Source organism: Nocardia sp. CS682 (assembly GCF_004634405.1).
Classification (GTDB): domain Bacteria; phylum Actinomycetota; class Actinomycetes; order Mycobacteriales; family Mycobacteriaceae; genus Nocardia; species Nocardia ninae.
The window spans coordinates 8,440,028-8,457,740 of record NZ_CP029710.1 but is presented as its reverse complement, the minus strand read 5'-3'; the positions used below and the strand labels follow the sequence as shown (position 1 = coordinate 8,457,740).

At 66.5% G+C, this 17,713-nt stretch carries 17 protein-coding genes; 3 read left to right on the top strand and 14 right to left on the bottom strand.

Features of this window, described 5'->3' with window-relative positions:
* Nucleotides 1–6: 6 nt before the first annotated feature.
* Nucleotides 7–843 (bottom strand): type II CAAX prenyl endopeptidase Rce1 family protein, encoded by an 837-nt coding sequence (locus DMB37_RS38250; RefSeq protein WP_135236892.1) that lies wholly within the window; start codon nucleotides 841–843, stop codon nucleotides 7–9.
* A gap of 637 nt (nucleotides 844–1,480) precedes the next feature.
* Between DMB37_RS38250 and DMB37_RS38245 the strand changes: the two genes are divergently transcribed.
* Entirely contained in the window at nucleotides 1,481–2,893 is a 1,413-nt protein-coding gene (locus DMB37_RS38245) for an MDR family MFS transporter (RefSeq protein ID WP_135236891.1), read from the top strand.
* Nucleotides 2,894–2,941: 48 nt separating this feature from the next.
* On the opposite strand, the gene DMB37_RS38240 is transcribed toward DMB37_RS38245, so the two are convergent.
* From DMB37_RS38240 to DMB37_RS38215, 6 genes are all read right to left on the bottom strand, one after another.
* Entirely contained in the window at nucleotides 2,942–3,928 is a 987-nt protein-coding gene (locus tag DMB37_RS38240; RefSeq protein WP_135236890.1) for an endonuclease/exonuclease/phosphatase family protein, read from the bottom strand.
* 291 nt (nucleotides 3,929–4,219) lie between these two features.
* Nucleotides 4,220–4,972, bottom strand: a complete 753-nt coding sequence (locus DMB37_RS38235; protein WP_135236889.1) for a hypothetical protein — start codon at nucleotides 4,970–4,972, stop codon at nucleotides 4,220–4,222.
* Nucleotides 4,969–5,178: a hypothetical protein gene (locus DMB37_RS38230; protein WP_135236888.1), complete on the bottom strand. Its 210-nt coding sequence runs from the start codon at nucleotides 5,176–5,178 to the stop codon at nucleotides 4,969–4,971. The genes DMB37_RS38235 and DMB37_RS38230 overlap by 4 nt, the downstream gene beginning before the upstream one ends.
* 505 nt (nucleotides 5,179–5,683) lie before the next feature.
* Nucleotides 5,684–5,944: a 2Fe-2S iron-sulfur cluster binding domain-containing protein gene (locus tag DMB37_RS38225; protein ID WP_135236887.1), complete on the bottom strand. Its 261-nt coding sequence runs from the start codon at nucleotides 5,942–5,944 to the stop codon at nucleotides 5,684–5,686.
* Nucleotides 5,941–7,284, bottom strand: coding sequence for an oxygenase MpaB family protein (locus DMB37_RS38220; protein ID WP_135236886.1), 1,344 nt, complete (start codon nucleotides 7,282–7,284; stop codon nucleotides 5,941–5,943). Before DMB37_RS38220 ends, DMB37_RS38225 begins: the two co-directional genes overlap by 4 nt.
* A gap of 3 nt (nucleotides 7,285–7,287) precedes the next feature.
* Nucleotides 7,288–8,307: an oxygenase MpaB family protein gene (locus DMB37_RS38215; RefSeq protein ID WP_135236885.1), complete on the bottom strand. Its 1,020-nt coding sequence runs from the start codon at nucleotides 8,305–8,307 to the stop codon at nucleotides 7,288–7,290.
* Nucleotides 8,308–8,354: 47 nt separating this feature from the next.
* Between DMB37_RS38215 and DMB37_RS38210 the strand changes: the two genes are divergently transcribed.
* Complete coding sequence (locus DMB37_RS38210) at nucleotides 8,355–9,020, top strand: TetR/AcrR family transcriptional regulator (RefSeq protein ID WP_240771992.1); 666 nt, start codon at nucleotides 8,355–8,357, stop codon at nucleotides 9,018–9,020.
* A gap of 100 nt (nucleotides 9,021–9,120) precedes the next feature.
* On the opposite strand, the gene DMB37_RS38205 is transcribed toward DMB37_RS38210, so the two are convergent.
* Both DMB37_RS38205 and DMB37_RS38200 read right to left on the bottom strand, forming a co-directional pair.
* The gene (locus DMB37_RS38205) at nucleotides 9,121–10,566 is read right to left on the bottom strand and encodes an amino acid permease (protein WP_135236884.1); all 1,446 of its coding nucleotides are present in this window, start codon (nucleotides 10,564–10,566) and stop codon (nucleotides 9,121–9,123) included.
* A gap of 449 nt (nucleotides 10,567–11,015) precedes the next feature.
* On the bottom strand, nucleotides 11,016–11,843 hold the full coding sequence (locus DMB37_RS38200) for an NADPH-dependent oxidoreductase (protein WP_240771979.1): 828 nt from the start codon (nucleotides 11,841–11,843) through the stop codon (nucleotides 11,016–11,018).
* 140 nt (nucleotides 11,844–11,983) lie between these two features.
* Here DMB37_RS38200 and DMB37_RS38195 point away from each other — a divergent pair, with 140 nt between their 5' ends.
* Nucleotides 11,984–12,754 carry a siderophore-interacting protein gene (locus DMB37_RS38195; protein ID WP_135236882.1) on the top strand — a complete coding sequence of 257 codons (771 nt, stop codon included), beginning with the start codon at nucleotides 11,984–11,986 and terminating at the stop codon, nucleotides 12,752–12,754.
* A gap of 177 nt (nucleotides 12,755–12,931) precedes the next feature.
* Here the strand turns inward: DMB37_RS38195 and DMB37_RS38190 are convergent, their stop codons facing one another.
* The 5 genes from DMB37_RS38190 to DMB37_RS38170 all read right to left on the bottom strand — a co-directional run bounded on the left by DMB37_RS38190 (nucleotide 12,932) and on the right by DMB37_RS38170 (nucleotide 17,710).
* Entirely contained in the window at nucleotides 12,932–13,666 is a 735-nt protein-coding gene (locus DMB37_RS38190) for an HD domain-containing protein (RefSeq protein WP_135236881.1), read from the bottom strand.
* A gap of 42 nt (nucleotides 13,667–13,708) precedes the next feature.
* Nucleotides 13,709–14,653, bottom strand: a complete 945-nt coding sequence (locus tag DMB37_RS38185) for a GlxA family transcriptional regulator (protein WP_135236880.1) — start codon at nucleotides 14,651–14,653, stop codon at nucleotides 13,709–13,711.
* A 53-nt stretch (nucleotides 14,654–14,706) separates the two neighbouring features.
* Nucleotides 14,707–15,342, bottom strand: a complete 636-nt coding sequence (locus tag DMB37_RS38180; protein ID WP_135236879.1) for a TetR/AcrR family transcriptional regulator — start codon at nucleotides 15,340–15,342, stop codon at nucleotides 14,707–14,709.
* Between the two features lie 10 nt (nucleotides 15,343–15,352).
* On the bottom strand, nucleotides 15,353–16,498 hold the full coding sequence (locus DMB37_RS38175) for an aromatic ring-hydroxylating dioxygenase subunit alpha (RefSeq protein WP_135236878.1): 1,146 nt from the start codon (nucleotides 16,496–16,498) through the stop codon (nucleotides 15,353–15,355).
* 162 nt (nucleotides 16,499–16,660) lie between these two features.
* Nucleotides 16,661–17,710: an ABC transporter substrate-binding protein gene (locus DMB37_RS38170; protein ID WP_135236877.1), complete on the bottom strand. Its 1,050-nt coding sequence runs from the start codon at nucleotides 17,708–17,710 to the stop codon at nucleotides 16,661–16,663.
* Between the last annotated feature and the right edge of the window lie 3 nt (nucleotides 17,711–17,713).

Sequence of the window (17,713 nt, the reverse complement as noted above, 5' to 3'; positions counted from 1 at the left end):
TCCCTACTACGTAGAAACAGAAGTACGTGGCTCGACTGAATTTTCAGTATTGTCCGCGACGGCGGGGACATTGTGGTCACTCAGGGTTTTCCCGGGAATTTCGGACAATCCACGCGCCGCCAGATTCCGGCGAGCCTGGGCCAGCGGGAATGCCAGCACGCGCAGGTCGTGGAAGAGCTTCACCGCGATGGTCGGCCAGATCGCACCGGTCAATTTGTAGGTGAGCGCCAGCGCGACGCCACCGAATATCACCTGGGCGGAGACGGCAGGCCGGAATCCGTGCCGCAGACCATCGATGACGCCACCGGCAACGATGATCAGGATCCAGAACGGCAGGTCCGGCCAGAGCAGCGCGACCGCGTAGATGGTGAAGCCACGGTAGACGACCTCCTCGGCGGGCGTGCTGAAGGAGTTCGCCAGCCACCAGAACCGCTCGATGGAGGTCTCCGGCGTGATGAAGACGACGTACTCGATCTTGCTCGCGATCCAGTCCTTGCCGCGCTGCCCGCCGAGCAGCGGAATCAGCACGGGGCCAAACAGATACGAGACGTAGATGGTGACGATGGCCAGGCTGATGATCTTCTCCGCGAGCGAGAAGCCGCGGAAGACGCTGAAGTCGAAGTGGGTCAGTCCGAGCTCGTGTACCGAGGTGCCGCTCACCGCGAAGCCCACCAGGATGACCGCCAGCGTGGCCCAGGTGCGGAAAACGCCGCCCTGGTACAGGCGCACGCGCGCGTCGGATCGCTCACCGAATTCACGCGTGAAGACGCGGACCGAGAATATCTCGAAGAATGGCTCCGCGAAGACGAGATAGACAAGCAGAATTATGCAGAAGATTTCCATCGGGAGGCCCCGTTCACTATCCGGTCGGGTCGGTATCTAGCTTGAATGGATTGGGGTCGTCCGCGCCCTCACGCTTAGGACAACGATTCATTTCGACGCTGAGGAAAACATCAGTGAAATGCTCAACTGCCCGAGCCTTGACACCACCTACCTAGAGCGTCGTCCTGAACACATCGGCAGACAGTACAACCGTACTGAGATGACTGTCTACAGCTTCCACCTGGAAGCGCCTGTGAGCTGAGACACCGGATTTATACGGAGTAAGGACCTCCGCATGCAGTAGGGGTGGAACGTCCTATTCGCGCCGTTTTTTCGCCCGATTTCAGCTGGTCGGCCAAACGTCGTTAACCATTCACCGCATTGCATTCAACTACCGGCAACATTCGGCGCGGTTCGGCGGAACGTCGCGTCACGTCAATTTGATTGCCAATTGTTTGCCGGAGATGTGCGGTGGTCCAACTCCGTATGTACGGCAGTCCAACATCGCCGGTCTCGGCCGCAGGGTGCCCGCTGCCCGCTCCCACCGCCTTCCCCCGCGCGGCGGTCCCGAGGGATGGGAAAATTCCAGGCGGGAATAGCTGACATCGCGATACGTTCGTGATGATGGTTAGTCGAACAAACGAAAGGGGCCGCGCGCGTGGCGACCGAGACAGTGGCATCGTCCGTCGGCTTCCGATCGGAGCGAGGTGCCATCCTCGGCGCGCTGATGCTGTCGACCGGTTTGGTGGCGTTGGATTCCACCATCATCGCCACCGCGGTGCTGACCATCACCAGCACCCTCGGCGGCTTCGCCCAGTTCCCCTGGCTCTTCTCCATCTATCTGCTGGCGCAGGCGGTCACCGTGCCGATCTACGGCAAGCTCGCCGACACGGTCGGGCGTAAGCCGGTCCTGATGTTCGGGATCGCGGTGTTCGCGCTCGGCTCGCTGCTGTGCGGGCTGGCGACCAGCATGCTCGGGCTGATCATCTTCCGCGCGGTGCAGGGCATCGGTGCGGGCGCGATCCAGCCGATGACCATGACCATCGCGAGCGACCTCTACACACTGACCGAGCGGGCCAAGGTGCAGGGTTACCTGGCGAGCGTGTGGGCCATGTCGTCGGTGGCCGGGCCGCTGCTCGGCGGCGTCTTCGCCGATTACCTCAGCTGGCGCTGGATCTTCCTGATCAACCTGCCGCTCTCGGCGGTGGCCGCGTGGATGCTGCTGCGCAAGTTCACCGAGAGCGCGCCGCGCCGCAAGCAACAGGTGGACTATCTCGGTGCCGCGCTGTTGACGATCGGCGCGGGCGCGCTGATCCTCGGGTTGCTCGAGGGTGGACAGGCCTGGGCCTGGGACTCCCCCGCGAGCATCGGCATCTTCGTCGGCGGGGCGGTGTTGCTCGTGCTGTTCGGTCTGGTCGAGCGGCGGGCGGCCAATCCCATTCTGCCGCTGTGGGTGTTCACCCGGCGGGTGGTCATCGCGAGCAGCCTGGTCTCGGTGCTGGTCGGCGCCATCCTGGTCGGATTGACCACCTACGTACCGACTTTCACGCAGGGCGTGCTCGGGACCGGCGCGCTCGTCGCGGGGCTCACCGTCGGTGCGCTCACCCTCGGCTGGCCGATCGCCGCGTCCCAGGCGGGAAAGGTGTACCTGCGCATCGGGTTCCGGGCGACCGCGCTGATCGGCAGTGGGCTGGCGACCGTCGGTGCCGCGACCACGCTTCTGATCACCGAGGACTCGACGTTGTGGCAGGTCGCGGGGTCGTGTTTCGTGATCGGCGTGGGGATGGGCCTGGTCGCGACGCCCACCCTCATCGCGGCGCAGACGAGCGCGGACTGGACCGAGCGCGGTGTGGTGACTTCGGCCAATATGTTCGCGCGCTCGATCGGTAGTGCGGTGGGTGTCGCGGTCTTCGGGGCGATCGTGAACGCGCGGATCGGCGACACCGATCATCCGGTGCCCGCGATCCTGTCGTCGGCGGTGCATCTGGTTTTCATCACGGTGGCGGTAATGGCGGGTGTGATGGTGCTGGCTGCGGCGTGCATGCCGAGCCGGAAGACCGTCGTCAGCTAGGCCCGGTGTCGAAGTCCAGCCGGATGGGACTTCGACGCAGGGCCTTCGTCAGGCGAACTCGAAGGTCGCGACGATCGGTGCGTGGTCGGACTCGGGGAACTTCTTGTCCGTCGCGAAGTCGGCCGACTCGTCGTGCAGCAACTCGTTGTGGATCTCCGTGCCGCGGTAGTGGGCCAGCAGATTGCGGGTGACCAGCAGATGGTCCAGCATGTAGCCGGTGCCGTGGTGGAACAGCGAGTAGCGCGCGGATTCGGGGATGGTGTTCTCCAGCGGCACGAGCACTCGGCCGGCCAGCGCGCCGTTGCCGGTGTCCTCGACATTGCCGAGGATCGCGACCAGCGGCACCTCGTCGGTGGTGGAGTTGAAGTCACCGGCCACCACGATGCGAGCGTTCGGGTCCTCGTCGAGGATCTGGTCGACCAGGCGCCGGACCTCCACGGCCTGACTCATCCGCTTCATGTCGGACAGGAACGAACCCTCGGCCGCCGCGCCCGCGTCGCGCCAGGTGAAGCGGTCCAGCTTCTGGCCGGTGATGTCGGTGGCCAGTTTCGACTTCAGGTGGACCACGATCACGTGCAGCGGGGCGCCGAGCAGGTCCAATTCCACGTGCAGGATCGGGCGTTCGATGCCGATCTTCTGCGGTTGCAGCGCAGGGGGATTCGCGGTCAGCACCTGGTAAACCGGGGCGGCGACGAGATCGTTGAGCAGTTGGGCGCGAGCGGTGACCGGCAGCGAGGTGACCACCGCGAGATTGCGTTCGTCGAACACCTCACCGTTGGCCTTCTCCGTCGACACGACATTGTGGCCGGCCAGTGCGGTGCCCTGGAGGAGTTCGGCCAGGGCGAGCAGCGATCGAGGTTGTCCGGGGCGCTCCTGGCCGTTCACCTCCTGCAAGCACAGGACGTCGGCGCGGAGACGGTCGATCTGCGGGCGCATCACGGCGATGCGGTCGGCGAGGGTGGGCTCGAACGGGGTGGGGTTCGGCGTCTCGTCGAAGTTTTCCAGATTGAACGTCGCGATACGAAGGGTGACCATGGCACACATCCTCATCAGGCCCCGACGATTCCAACAGCTCTATTCTCGTACTGCTTGGCGGGCGGAGCGTACGTAGTCGACTACCTGAAAATCCCCGGCCCCGGTGGATTCATGATCAACGGTACCTAGTGGCGGCACAGTGCGAGTGGCGCCGCCGTCAGGTACCGCTCGGCGCGGGTCGGGTCGACATGGCGGCGGCGTGCGGGTGGGGTGCGGTCATGTCCGGTCGGTGCAGATCTCGAGAAGGGGTGCTGATCCGGGAAGGGTGCGCCAGCTTGGGGGTGGTCCGGGTTACGTGGGGCGGCGGTCGGCGATCTCGGCGAGGGCGCGGTCGCGGAGGTCGGGTGGGAGTTGGTCGGCTGCGGCGCGGACCGTGGCGAGGGCTGGGGCGGGCAGGCCGTCGAGGGTGCTGCGATATTCGTCCCAGAGGTCGTGTTCGGCGGCGGCGCGGAGCATTTCGGCGAGCTTTGCCTCGGAGACCGAGGCGACCAGGCGTGCCAGGTGTTCGGCGTCGTCCACGAGGTAGGCGGCGTGCAGCAGGGCGGCGCCGTCGAGGGCGGCTTGGGCGGCGCGGGCGGCGGCGTCGGAGATGACGGCCATCAAGTCGCCGAGGGTGATCCAATCTTGCCGGCGGGCAAGGAGTTTGCCGACGGCGACGATGGTGTCCGTCGGTAGGTCGGCGATGAGGTAGGCGGAGCGGCGGGCGTCGAGCAATGGTGCAACCTCGGCGAGGAAGTCGACGGGCAGACGCTTGGCGACGTCGACTGCGTGCGACGGCTCCAGCACTCCCGCCATGCGTGCCGCGAGCAGCGCGTTGCGGTTGCGGGCGACCAGCTTCGCGATGACCTGGGCGGGGATCACCTTGGCCGCGGCAGCGACCTTGCGCAACCCGCCGGATTGGCTCTCGAACAACAGGTCGGCGATCTGGAAACGGAAGTCTCTGAGGTCGGTCGCGGGCACGTCGGCGAGATAGTCGAGCCGGTCGACGGGCACGCCGAGTGTGCGGGCGAGCTTGGTCAGCTGAGCGCCCGCCGCATCGGTCACAGCCCCGCCGCCTTCTTGACCGCGCCGCGCAGGAACCGGGGCACGAAATCCAGCAACGAGTACGCAGCGGTTTCCAAATCGGCCGCCTGCTTGCGCCTGGCCGCCACCACCACCGTGGCAAGCTCGGCCTGCACCTCCGGCGCCAGCCCGGCGATCCCCGCAGGCAGTTCGCCCGGCACCAACTCCGCCAACGTCTTGGTTGTCATGTTCCTACCTCCGCCGCTCGACCCAGCACCGAATCGCCCCCGACCACGCTTCCTGAGGCCCGGCCTTTGCACGCAACGCTACTGTGCAGAGAGCCTGCACGCCGCGCGCCAAGCCATGATCACAACCGCCGCGCACCCGTGCAACCCACCACCGCGCGCCAACACGATCTCGGCACGTGCCAGCACAACCTGTCGGCGTGCGCCTGCGCAAACCCTGCCAACACGCGCCGGTGTAACCCTCACCTGACGATTCGGCGTTCGGGACTGCAGAGCGGAAGCGCAGCGCTGCTGGACTGAAGCCGGATCGGCTGTGCCGCAACGGCCTTGACATGCCAACGTTACGTATTCACCCACGCGGGCCGATGCAACCCGGCGGCGCGAGCGCCCACGCGAACCTGGCCGACGTAACGCCTCAGTGCGCCCAGCGCGCACCTGAGCGCACCGAACGGGCGCGGCTGTGGAGTCGCGAGTCTGTCGCCGCCCGCTGAGGCCCCGGCTGCTCTGGCTATAGGTCGAGGACCAAGTGGGTAAGGGTGCCGGGGGCGGTGGTGCAGAGGCGGAATGGGCGCGGGTAGCGGTCGGGACGGGTGCCGGTTCCGGACAGAGCGACGGTTTCGCAGGTGCCGCAGATGCCTGCCCGGCACATCGAGTCGACGGCGACGCCTTCGTTCTCCAAGGCCTCGAGCACGGTCAGTGCGGGTGGGACGAGCACCGTGCGGCCTGATCGGTGCAGTTCGACTACGAGCGGTGGGGGTTGGTGGGTCATCGGATCGGGCAGCGGGCCAGTCCGGTGGCCGAGTGGTCGTGTTGGTCGTAGGGGGTGCCGTAGATGCCGACGCGGGCGGCGAGGAGCTTGGCGATCTTGGTGTTGCGCCGCCAGACCGGGTCGTCGGCGGCCGCGCGGCGCTGCATGCGGCTGTGTGCGCCCGGGAGTGCGTCGTCGAGTGCTCGGAGGCGGACGTCGAGTGCCGCGGCGACGCCCGTCAGCGTGGCCCACGGTTGGACCGGTACGTCGCGTAATGCCGTACTGCGGAGCAACTCTCGGACGAGCGACTCGCTACTGAAGTATGTCAGCAGGCCGAGCACCGGTGCCGTCGCTTGCACTTTCAGCCGATCAACGAGGCCATTACCACCGGCGAGGCGGTGGGTGGCCGCACCAGCCATGTCGGCCGTCCACTCCGGTGCGACACCGGCGGTCGCGACCATATAGTCCGACATCTCCATGCCTTCGCGGGCGGTACGCGGGATCAGTTCGTCCGCGACACCGAACACGTAGGCGATGTAGGCCCAATAGTGCATCACCGCATCCAGCTGCCGCTCAGTGCATTTGCGGCCGTGCGCGTGGTCGAAGCACATCGGCGACAGTCCGAAGGTGACCGCCGCCCCCATCATGGTGCTGTTGGAGATGGGGTTGCCGTGGTCGGCGAAATGGTCCGCGCCCCAAGCTCGGCGCAGCCCGGCGCGCACCTGGGCGTGCATGAGTCGCACGCGCACAGTGTCTTTGAAGACCGGTGACCAGCGGTCCATGCCGCCGCGCACCGTCACGTTGCGGAACCAGGTGGAGGTCTCCAGGTTTCGCCGATAGGGATCATTGACGAACCGGCCGGTGGCCCCGGTCGCGGAGGCGACTTCGGCGCCGACGAAGGTGCCCATGAAGTCCTGCACGCCCATGGCGAGTTTGCCGGAGGTGGAGACGTTGATCCACAGTTGGCGGCCGTGTTCCCAGAGGTCGGGGTCGTACCAGTCCGGTGGGTTGTCGAGCGTGGCGAACAGCGCGGCCAGTTCCGGCGGCGGATCGTCGAGGGTATCGATGCCGTGGTCGAGCGCGTGCTCGAGCAGGCGCCTGCCCTCCGCCGTGCCGATCCGGCCGAACGCGGCGACGAGCCGGTCCATCGGTTCGTCGCCCTGCCAGAGATGGTCGGCCATCAGCCGGGTGCGCGGCGTTTCGGCCGGGACCGGGCGCACATCGAGCCACGGCGACAGTATCGATTTCCTTGGCTCGTACCATAATTCGGAGGCGACGGCGCGCGGCGGCGGTGGTCGCAGCGGCATGCCCGGGCGGTAGTAGTAGTCGTTGGGGTGTGCGGCGGTATTGACGTCCAGCATCGGTCAAAATCCTGTCAGTTGCCGGAATTTCGTGGCGGGGGTCGACCCGTGATCGGCGTGGACCGGGCAATAATGTTTGGGGTCGTCGCGGTGCTCGGTTGCGGGCCAGAGCAATTCGGGCGCCTCCGGCGGCGGCAACGTCGCGGGTCGCAGGCCGCGTTCGCGGCGGCGCCCGGCCCGGATGCGCGGGAAGAAGTAGCGGATCTCGTCCGGTGTCACCCGGTTCATCGCCGTGAACAGCGCGCACCAGCGGTCGAACCAGAACTGGTCGCGGCGGGTCCAGGTGAAGCCCATGGTGCGCCGGATCGCCGGGTCGCACAGGCCGACGGTGACGAACTGATAGAACCTGGCGCCGAACGGGCGAACCATCTTCTCCCACAGTGGTTTCGGCAGCATGCCCAGCACCGGGAACGGCGGTACCGGAGCGTTCTCGGCGAGGCGGTAGACATCCCATGCGGCCTGCGTCGGCTCCAAGACGTTGTCGCACATGTCGTTCCAGTAGTCCTGGAACCTCGGCCAGCTCTTCGGGACCACCCGCATGCTCATCCCGTACATCTCGTACCACTGGTACTGCTCGCGCCACAGCTGTTCGCGTTGCGCGGGCGAGAGGCCGCCCATGAACAGCTCGCCGGCGCGCAGGGTCTGCACGAAGAACACCGCGTGCGCCCAGTAGAAGGTGCCGGGATCGAGGGCGTGGTACCGGCGTCCCTGTGCGTCGGTGCCCTTGATCGTGCGGTGGTAGTTCACGATCTCGCGTGCGGTCTGCTGGGCCCGCGGCCCGTCGAAGACCACGCCGACGATCGGGTACGCCGACCGCAGCACCCGCTGATAGAACTCGTCCTGGATCTCGGAGTGGTACTCCACGCCCGCGCCGAGGCCGGGGTGCATGTTCTGCACCATGCCGAGGAACAGTCCGCTGGGCGCGAAGTAGAGGGAACCGAAGATCCGCCAGGTCAACGAGTCCGGACCGAGTGGCACGGGCGCACTGGGGCTCTCGTGCACGACGTCATTGTGTGCAACCATGAAACGATGCTGACACGAATAAATACTCGCGTTCAATTCGTCTTCTGATGCCACCGAAGACGCGGAAAACGCCGCAGCAGCAGCGCTCTCGCGCCATGGTGGCGCGCATCATCGATGCCGGGCAGACCGTGCTCGTCGAACACGGCTACGACGGCGCGTCCACCAATCGGATCGCCGACGCCGCGGGCATCAGTCCCGGTTCGCTGTACCAATACTTTCCGGGCAAGGACGCCATCGTCACCGCGGTGATCGACCGCTACAACAGCGAGGTGGCGACCCGGGTGCACAGCAGCGTGCTCGCGCAGTTGCACGAGCCGCCCGAAACCGCTGTCCCGGCAACGATTTCCGCGCTGCTCGACGCGCTGGGCAGCCATCCGGCGCTGCTGCGCGCGGTCATCGAGCAGACACCGCGGCTCAGCGGGGACAACACCGTCTTCGCCTTCGAGCAGCAGATCGGCGACCTGGCCCGGGTCGCGCTGACCATGCACCGGGACTCGCTGCCCGACGATGTGGACTTCGCGGCGGCGTCCTGGATGCTGGTCCGCACGGTCGAGCACCTGGCCATCCGGTACATCCTGGATCAGCCGCCGGTCTCCCGCGAGCGCTTCCTGGCCGACATCACCCGCCTGGTGCTGAACTTCTTCCTTCCCGCGCCGGGCTTGCTACCTGCACAAACCTCGAAACAGCGGCGATCACGAGCAGAACGCGAGTAACCCAGACAGTTGAGCCGAGCCGCACACATCCTGATTTCCCGCATACGGAATCGGATGCGATTCGGTATGCGGGAAGTCGAGAGGTGTGCGGCTGTCGCGGCTAGCGGGCGGCGGACTCGCGCGCGGGATCCGTTGCGTCGCCGGACTTTCCGAGGCGGGTCAGGGCGAGGTAGCCCGCGGAGACCAGCACCGCCCAGACGACGCCGACGACAACGGCGGTGCGGCCGCTCTCGGTGAAGAAGAGCAGAACGACCACCAGCGCGAGGAACGCCAGCGCCAGCACCGTCGTGTACGGCGCGGCGGGCAGGCGATAGTCCGCCGCGGGGAGCTCACCGCGGGCCACCCTGGCGCGGTAGATCAGGTGACAGACCAGGATCATGCCCCACACGAAGATGATGCCGATGGTGCTCACCGACGTGATGTAGGCGAACGCCTTGTCCGGGGAGATGATGTTGACGATCACGCCGATGACCATCATCGCCGCCGACGCCGAGATGCCGACGTAGGGCACGTGGCGCGAGCTCAGCTTGCTGAGCGCGGACGGGGCTTCGCCGTGCAGCGACAGGGTGCGCAGCATGCGGCCGGTCGAGTAGATGCCCGAGTTGCACGACGACAACGCGGCCGTCAGCAGCACGAAGTTGATGATGCCCGCCGCGCCGGGGATGCCGATCTGCTGGAACACCTCGACGAACGGGCTCTTTCCCTCCTTGAACGTGCGCCAGCTGGACACCGACATGATCACCAGTAGCGCGCCGACGTAGAACAAGCCGATGCGGAACGGCAGCGTATTGATCGCCTTGCGCAGGGTCTTGCGCGGTTCGCGCGCCTCACCGGCGGTGACGCCGACCAGCTCGACGCCGACGTAGGCGAACAGCACGATCTGCAACACCAGCAGCGACTGCCCGAAGCCGTTCGGGAACACGCCGCCGTCGGCCCACAGGTTGGTGACGGTCGGGTTCGCGGCGTGGCCGAAACCGATGGTCAGCACGCCGATACCGAGCAGGATCATGCCGATGATCGCGGTGACCTTGATGGCGGAGAACCAGAACTCGCCCTCACCGAACAGCCGCACCGAGATCAGGTTCGCCGCGAACATCAGCGCGAGCACCACCAGCGCCGTGATCCACGGCTTGATGTCGAACCAGTACTGCACGTACTTGCCCGCCACGGTGATCTCGGCCATGCAGGTGGCTACCCACACTGCCCAGTACGACCAGCCGGTGACGAAACCCGCGTAGCGGCCGAGGAATTCGTGCGCGTACTCGGCGAAACTGCCGGAAACCGGGCGATAGGTGAGCAACTCCCCCAGCGCCCGCATGATCACGAAGATCGCCAGGCCCGCGGCCAGGTAGGCGAGGATCAAGGCCGGTCCGGCCTTTTCGATCGCGCCGCCCGCGCCGTAGAACAGGCCGGTGCCGATGGCGCCGCCGATGGCGATCATCTGAATGGTGCGCGGGCTCAGGCCGCGCGAATAGCCCTCCGAGTCCCCGGTGCCGGTCGAATCGTGCGTTCCAGCGTCCGATAAATGACTGTCGGCGGCTGTCATAGTGCGGTCCTTCTCTCGTGCGGCAACGACGCGGCGCCCGGGATCGTCGGTCGGTGACCCCGGACACATGACATGGGATCATCGCATGTTCTGGGATCGATCAGCACGTCACGCTACCGGTCCCGGTGGGCGCTGGCGTAGTTCCCGGCGGGCGATGAAGAGAACACCGCAGGTCAGGCGCCTCGCTACGCGCCAGGCAGAGCTATGGGATCAGCACTGCTGGGGATCGGTGCGTGGCTGATCTTCGGGGGCCAGCGGTGGTGGGGCCTGCCGAACAGGGATAGCGCACGAGCCACCGGGTCGTGCTGGACCCCGCAAAGGCCATCACCTGTCACGCCCGGCGCTCGGTCATCCCGTGACAGACGCTGGACGATCCCGGCCCCGACGCGTGCAATACCGCAGAGCGCAGCTGCTTCGACAGTGCGGCGGAGCTCGCGCGAGACGGGCGGTCACTTCAGGTGGAAGCCGTGATTCTCCAGCGACTCGCGCAACCGGTCGCGACCACCGAGTCCAGCCACCGAGCCAAGCCGGGCCAGTACACGTTCGGACCAGGAGTGCGAGAGTTGTTGCTCGGCATAGAATTCGGCGATTCTAGCTTCATAGTCGGCGACGTGTTCGCGCTGCCCGGCGAGGTCGTAGGTCTCGTGATGCAGTACCGCAGCCTGGGGCAGCCGCGGTTTGACCCTGGCATCCTCGGTCGGATCGGGGTGGCCGACCACGAGCCCGAAGACCGCGAACACCTGCGGGGGCAGCTTCAGTTCCGCCGCAACGTCTTCCGGGTTGTTGCGCAGCGCCCCCAGATACACGGTGCCGAGCCCGAGGGATTCCGCGGCGACGACCGCGTTCTGCGCGGCGAGGGCCGCATCGATGAATCCGACGTAGCTGGATTCGAGGTAGTCGGCGCCGTCCAGCGCGGCGTTCCGGTCGTCCGCGAGCTGCCGCACGCGCGCGAAATCGGCTGTCCAGACCAGCAATACGGGCGCTTGCCGGATGTGCGCCTGATTGCCCGACAGCGCCGCGAGCCGCGCTTTGCGTTGCGGGTCGCGCACCGCGATGACGCTCCACACCTGCAGATTCGACGAAGTCGGCGCGGACTGGGCGGCCGAAATCAACAGGCGCAGTGTGTCGTCGGACACCGGGTCGGCCAGATAGCGCCGCACCGAACGATGCTCGTGCAACACCTGCAATACCTCGTTCCACCGGGCGGGTTCGGTAGGCTCGGGGTCTCGGTAACGCTGCTGCACCAGGTGGGTCGGCGTCGGCACGGTCTGGGTCATGCTCGTCATCCTGGACCGCCGCGGCGGGTTCGTCAGCGGTTGCTCGCACGATGAGCCGAACACCGCATGATTTCGTTCGAGATCAACTCGGAGTAGGGTAAGTAAGGTAACCCTAATTGTTGATAGTGGGAGGACTACCTATGGCCAGACCCCGCACCACCCTCACCGTGCAGCACACCGAGTGGCTCAGCCCGCACCTCATCCGGGTGCACCTCGGCGGCCCCGGCTTCGCCGCGTTCCAGACCAACGAGTTCACCGATGCCTACGTCAAGTTCATCTTCGAGCGCGACGGCATCGAGGTGCTGCGCACCTACACCGTCCGCTCGGTCGATCGGGACGCAGGCCAGATCGCGGCCGACTTCGTGTACCACGGCGCCGAGGGCATCGCGGGACCGTGGGCCGCGGCGGTCCAGCCCGGCGAGACCATCGATATGTACGGCCCCGGCGGCGCCTACTCCCCCCGCGCCGACGCCGACTGGCACCTGCTGGCCGGTGACGAGGCGGCACTGCCCGCGATCGCCGCCGCATTGGAGGCCATGGACCCGGCCGCCGTCGGCTACGCGTTCGTCGAGGTCGCCGGCCCCGACGACGAGCTTCCCTTGCAGAAGCCCGCGGGTATCGAACTGACCTGGCTGCACCGCGGCACCCAATCGCCGGGTGAAGTCCTCGCCGAAAGCGTCCGCAAGGCACCCTGGCGCGACGGACAGGTCCAGGTCTTCATCCACGGCGAAGCCCAGGCCGTCATGCACGACATGCGCCGCTACGTCCGCCGGGAACGCGGCGTCACCGCCGAATGGGCCGCCTCGATCTCCGGCTACTGGCGCCGCGGACGCACCGAAGAGGGCTTCCGCGAGTGGAAGGCCGAGCTCAAGGCGAAGGACACCGTCGACGCCGCACCGGCGAGCAGCTGACGACTACACCGACTCGAGTGGGGCGCCCGACCGGGCGCCCCACTTTCACGTCGAGCGACGGTGGGTCACCGTATCGCTTGCGACGTCGGGGCAGGCAGGAGCGCGACTGTGATTTGTCCGTGGACGCCTACCGCTGCAAGCAGTCGAGTATCACCTTCCCGGTCTATCGCGCTCCGATCAGTCGTGCCAGCCGCTGGAGGACACGATGTCGTCCCAGCTCAGTTGGGCGATCTCCGGATGGCGCAGCCGGAGTATTTCCCCCGCAAGGCTGGCCGGCGGTGCCTTGCGGGGGTCGGCCAGGGCTTGGGCTTCGATGGTTTCGGTGAGGACTCGGGTGCCACCCAGGCGGGGATACGCGGCGTGGACCTGGTCGGCGTAGCCCGGGGGCAGGTCCGTAGGGCTGCCGGCTACGTCGATGCCGATCCCTTCTACCGCCAGCCAGGATTCCGCTGGGCGGCGACGGCGGTAGACGGGGGAATCGGTGAAGCCGGTGGTGTGGGTGGCGATGGCGTCCCAGATGGTGTCGACCCGGGTGTCGGTGACGCCGTTGGCTTCGAGGAACAAGGCGGCTTGGTCCGCGCCGTCTATCTCGAATCGCTGGTCGCTGCTGGGGGTTTCGGCAAGGCCGACATCGTGCAGGACGCAGATGAGGTACATGGTCTCTTCGTCGTAGTCAGTGCCGGGGCGTAGGCCGTGCCGGTCGGCGACCGCGCGGGCAAAGAAGAATCCGCGCACGCTGTGGTTGCGTAGGGCTGGGGTCAAGGTCCGGTCGATCAACGCGGTTGCCTTGTCCGCCAACGGGGTCGACGGTAGTGGAAGCGGGTTCGGTTGGCCCGCTGCGGATGTCTGCGACAGCGCGGCGGCGGTTCCGGCGATTCCCACGCCGATGGCGGCGCGACGAGATAAGGACATGACTGAACTCCTTGGTACGGATCGGATTTCGAAGGCGTGAAGTCAGGGAGCGGTGGTGCGGAATCGACTCCGGTAGTCGCTCGGTGTCGTGCCGAGCACCTCGACGAAGGTGCGGCGCAGGGTCTCTTCGGATCCGAAACCGCTGCGCCTAGCGATAGCGGCGATCAGTTCGTCGCTCGTCTCCAGCAGTACTTGCGCGGCTTCCACGCGCACCTGCTTGACGTACTGCGCGGGCGTCATACCGGTTTCCTGCCGAAACAGCCTGCTCAGGTGGCGTTCGCTGAGCGCGGCACGGCCGGCCATGGCGGCCAGGCTGTGGTCGGCCGACAAGTCCGCGACGACGGCATCGATGGCCTTGCGCAGGCCACTGCTGCGTGGCATTCCGATGCCGGCGCGCACACTGAATTGCGCTTGCCCGCCGGGACGGCGCAGGAACACCACCAGATGTTTGGCGAGCGAGCGTGCCACCTCGACGCCGTGGTCCTCTTCCACCAGTGCGAGCGCCAGATCGATACCGGCGGTGACGCCCGCCGAGGTGATCACCGAACCGTCGCGGACAAAGATGGCGTCCGCGTCGACCTCGACGGCCGGGAACTGTTGCGCCAGTTGATCACAGGCCAACCAGTGCGTCGTCGCCCGGCGACCGTCCAGCAGTCCGGCTTCGGCAAGGACCAGCGCGCCGGTGCAGACCGAGGCGATCCGCCGCGCGACGGTACCGGCCACCCGCACCGACCGCACGAGGTCGGCCGGAACCTGCTGTTCCGGTGCGTATCCGGGAACGAGCAGCGTATCGATGGAACCCGTCAAATCCTCGATGGCACACGAAACACCCAGCGGCACACCGACGTCGGTATACACGTCCCGTCCATCCGGCGACGCGAACCGCACCCGGTGCCCGGCCCAGTGCAACACCTGAATCGGCCCGGCAACGTCGAGCAGCAACACACCCTCGGATACCGCGACCACCACGTCACCACTGGACTCCATGAACCCAGTCTCGATCAGCCGGGAAATGTCCACAAGGACACGTACCCCACAGATCAGGCCATCGAGACCGGTTCGGTCACCACCAGCTCGTCCGCAGCGCGCTCGACCTCGGCTAGTCGACCGGGCTCGGCGAGCAGCCCGATCAGCGCGAACTCGACGATCTCCGCAGGGCTGACCGAGATCTCCGGCAGCGCCAGCGCGTCGAACAAGGCCTGAACCAATCGGGCTCCGGACACCGGATTCATCGCCCGCACATCACCTTCCCGCTGCCCCGCCTCGACCATGGCGATAACGACCCGGTCGAGCCGCGAGACGAGCTCCAGCTCGTCGACGAACCGTTCCCGCTGCAGTTCCGGCGAGGTGAGGATGGAGGCGAGGACGTAAGGCGAGTCCTGCAGGTGCTGCAGCGTTTCCCGCAGCCAACGGTGCAGCTTGACCACGGCGGGCGCGGACACGCCAGCCAGTTCGTCGGCCAGCGCCAGTGGCCGTTCCAACCCGAGCCGGACCAGCGCCGCGAGGATGTCGTCCTTGGCGGAGAAGTGCTTGTAGATGGCGGGCTGCTGCACCCCGACCGCGGCCGCGATGTCGCGGGTGGAGGTGGCGGAGAAGCCGCGCACCGCGATGAGCTCGGCGGCAGTGCGCAGGATGCGTTCGGCCGCCGGGCTCGATCGGGTGGTTTCCGCGGGCATACGGTTCAGGTTAACGGCCGTTCGGTTCGTCGCTGAGCATTGCGTGCGCCAGGTTCCGATAAAACGCGAGCACGCCCGGCTGTTCCTTCGGGCTCAGGTGCCCGCGTTCGGCGAACCGCGAGGAGACGCCGCGCTGGACGGCTTCCAGCCCGAACCGATCCTCGTCGTTGATCATCGCCGTGGCCGCCTGCTGGGTTCTGGTCACCGCCTCGGACACACCGACCAGCTCGGGCATGGTGAGCACGCCGCCGACCACGTGCACCCGATCGATGGCCGTCGGCAGGAAGCTGAACCAGACGATCTGGTCACCGGTCCCGATGAAGGCGCTGGACGGGAAGGTCAGCAGCACCATGCCGTTGGCCTGCTGAACCTCGTTGAGCGTCAACACCTCCGGCTGCACCGACGCGGCGAACGGAATCCTGGCGTGCAGCACCCACGGCGAGTACTGCTCGACGAACATGTCACTGCCGCCGGGCATGAACGGCTCGAGCGTCTCCCGGTGCAGCCCGATGACGTGATAGTTCTCGTGGCCGTTCTCCATCACGCTCTTCCAGTTCGTCTGCCACTCGTAGGACCAGCCGTCGACCTGCACCATCTCGTTCAACCGGTAGTTGGCGAACTGGTGTCCGGCCAGGTCCAGGTGGGCACCGATCGGGTCGGCGTCCGCGTCGAGATTGACGAAGACCAAGCCGTTCCATTCCGCGACCGCGAACTGCGGCAACCGGCAGTCCTTCGGCTCGAACTGCTTGTTGCCGCTCATGTATGGCGCGCCGCGCAGCCGCCCGTCCAGTCCGTACTTCCACAGGTGGTACTGGCAGGTGAAGGCGTCGGTACGACCCGCGCCGGGTTCGACGAGCGGCATCAGCCGATGTCGGCAGATCGGTGACATCGCATGCAGCGCATCATCTTTCGCGCGGGCGACGACCACCGGTTCGCCGGCGATGGAGACAGCGACGTAGTCACCCGGGGTGGCGAGTTGACCGACGTGCGCGACGAGATACCAGCAGCGGGTGAAGATCCGCTCGCGTTCCATTTCCCACAGTTCGGGCGAGGTGTAGGCGCTCGGCGGCAGGGTGAGCGCGGGCGGATCGTCGTCGCGGTACTGCTGCAGTGCCGCGAGAACTTCCGCGGTGCCGGATGTGATGAGCGTAGACATACTGGACCTCCCTGCGTGGTTATCGTTCGATAACCTCTGCAGTCAGGTTATCAAACGATAACCATCCGTCAAGGGGTCGTCGGCGGCACGCGAAGTCCGACCACGAACAGCAGGTCCCGCGCTCCATCGACACCGGAGCGCGGGACCTGTACAGCTACTGCACTATTGGTTGGTCCGCAGTGCCTCCTCCACGAACTTCGTCGTGTACGTCTTGTCCAATTCGATCCGGTCACGCACCGGCGCCACATTGCGCGAGTACTTGCCGAGAATGTTCAAAACGTTCTGTGCCCCTTCGGCTTTCATCAGTCCGTCACCGTTGAACATGCCGATCGAGTCCCGAATCGACTGGACGTAGAGGTCCTTTCCGGCGTTCGCGTACTGCGGCGGCATCTTGGCGGCGATCTCCTCCGGGGTGTGCCGCTTGATCCACTGCAACGTCTGCACGAAGGCCGCCGCCAGCTTGCGGACGATATCCGGGTGCGATTCGACTGTCTGGCAACGCATGTACAGCGAGGTCGCCGGGTACAGCCCGCCGAGCGCCGCCCGGGTGCCCGCCTCGGTGCGCATGTCGACCAGGATCTCCGCTTCCCCCGAGTTGACCATCTGCGCCACCGTCGGATCGGTGGTCATGCCCGCATCGATGCCGTTGTGGTTCATGCCTGCGATGAACGTCTGTCCCGCGCCGGCCCGCACCCGGGTGTAATCCTTGGTGGTCATGCCCTCGATCCCGGTGAGCGCCTGGGTGAGGAAGTCGGTCGACGACCCGAACGAGGTGACACCGAGGTTTCGGCCGCGCAGATCGCGCACCGATTTGATGGTGCCGGCATCAGCTTTGGCCACCAACTCCACCTCACCCGGCACGTCGGCGAACTGCACCACCGAGGTGAGGCACTGGTCCTTGGCCTGCAGGTCGACGGTGTGATCGTAGAAACCGACCACCGCCTGCACATCGCCGGTCAGCAACGCGGTTTCGGCGTTGGCGCCGGACTGCTCGCCGAGCAGCGAGACGTCGATATCGTTCTTCTCGAAGAAACCCAGCTGCTTGGTCAGCATGGCGGGCAGGTAGATCACCTTCTCCAAACCGCCGACCATGATGGTGATCTGCGGTCGCCCGCCCGACATCGGGATGGTGCGCGAATCACGGCACCCGGTGACCGTCAGCAGCGCCGCTACGGCGAGGACGACGATGGCGGAGTTCTTGATATACCTCATCGC

Coding starts and splice junctions, on each gene's coding strand:
- DMB37_RS38225 (WP_135236887.1), bottom strand. CDS start 5,944: ATGACCCACCAACCCCCACCGCTCGTAGTCGAACTGCACCGATCAGGC.
- DMB37_RS38195 (WP_135236882.1), top strand. CDS start 11,984: ATGGCCAGACCCCGCACCACCCTCACCGTGCAGCACACCGAGTGGCTC.
- DMB37_RS38215 (WP_135236885.1), bottom strand. CDS start 8,307: ATGGTTGCACACAATGACGTCGTGCACGAGAGCCCCAGTGCGCCCGTG.
- DMB37_RS38210 (WP_240771992.1), top strand. CDS start 8,355: ATGCCACCGAAGACGCGGAAAACGCCGCAGCAGCAGCGCTCTCGCGCC.
- DMB37_RS38180 (WP_135236879.1), bottom strand. CDS start 15,342: ATGCCCGCGGAAACCACCCGATCGAGCCCGGCGGCCGAACGCATCCTG.
- DMB37_RS38250 (WP_135236892.1), bottom strand. CDS start 843: ATGGAAATCTTCTGCATAATTCTGCTTGTCTATCTCGTCTTCGCGGAG.
- DMB37_RS38220 (WP_135236886.1), bottom strand. CDS start 7,284: ATGCTGGACGTCAATACCGCCGCACACCCCAACGACTACTACTACCGC.
- DMB37_RS38190 (WP_135236881.1), bottom strand. CDS start 13,666: ATGTCCTTATCTCGTCGCGCCGCCATCGGCGTGGGAATCGCCGGAACC.
- DMB37_RS38185 (WP_135236880.1), bottom strand. CDS start 14,653: ATGGAGTCCAGTGGTGACGTGGTGGTCGCGGTATCCGAGGGTGTGTTG.
- DMB37_RS38230 (WP_135236888.1), bottom strand. CDS start 5,178: ATGACAACCAAGACGTTGGCGGAGTTGGTGCCGGGCGAACTGCCTGCG.
- DMB37_RS38170 (WP_135236877.1), bottom strand. CDS start 17,710: ATGAGGTATATCAAGAACTCCGCCATCGTCGTCCTCGCCGTAGCGGCG.
- DMB37_RS38240 (WP_135236890.1), bottom strand. CDS start 3,928: ATGGTCACCCTTCGTATCGCGACGTTCAATCTGGAAAACTTCGACGAG.
- DMB37_RS38205 (WP_135236884.1), bottom strand. CDS start 10,566: ATGACAGCCGCCGACAGTCATTTATCGGACGCTGGAACGCACGATTCG.
- DMB37_RS38200 (WP_240771979.1), bottom strand. CDS start 11,843: ATGACCCAGACCGTGCCGACGCCGACCCACCTGGTGCAGCAGCGTTAC.
- DMB37_RS38175 (WP_135236878.1), bottom strand. CDS start 16,498: ATGTCTACGCTCATCACATCCGGCACCGCGGAAGTTCTCGCGGCACTG.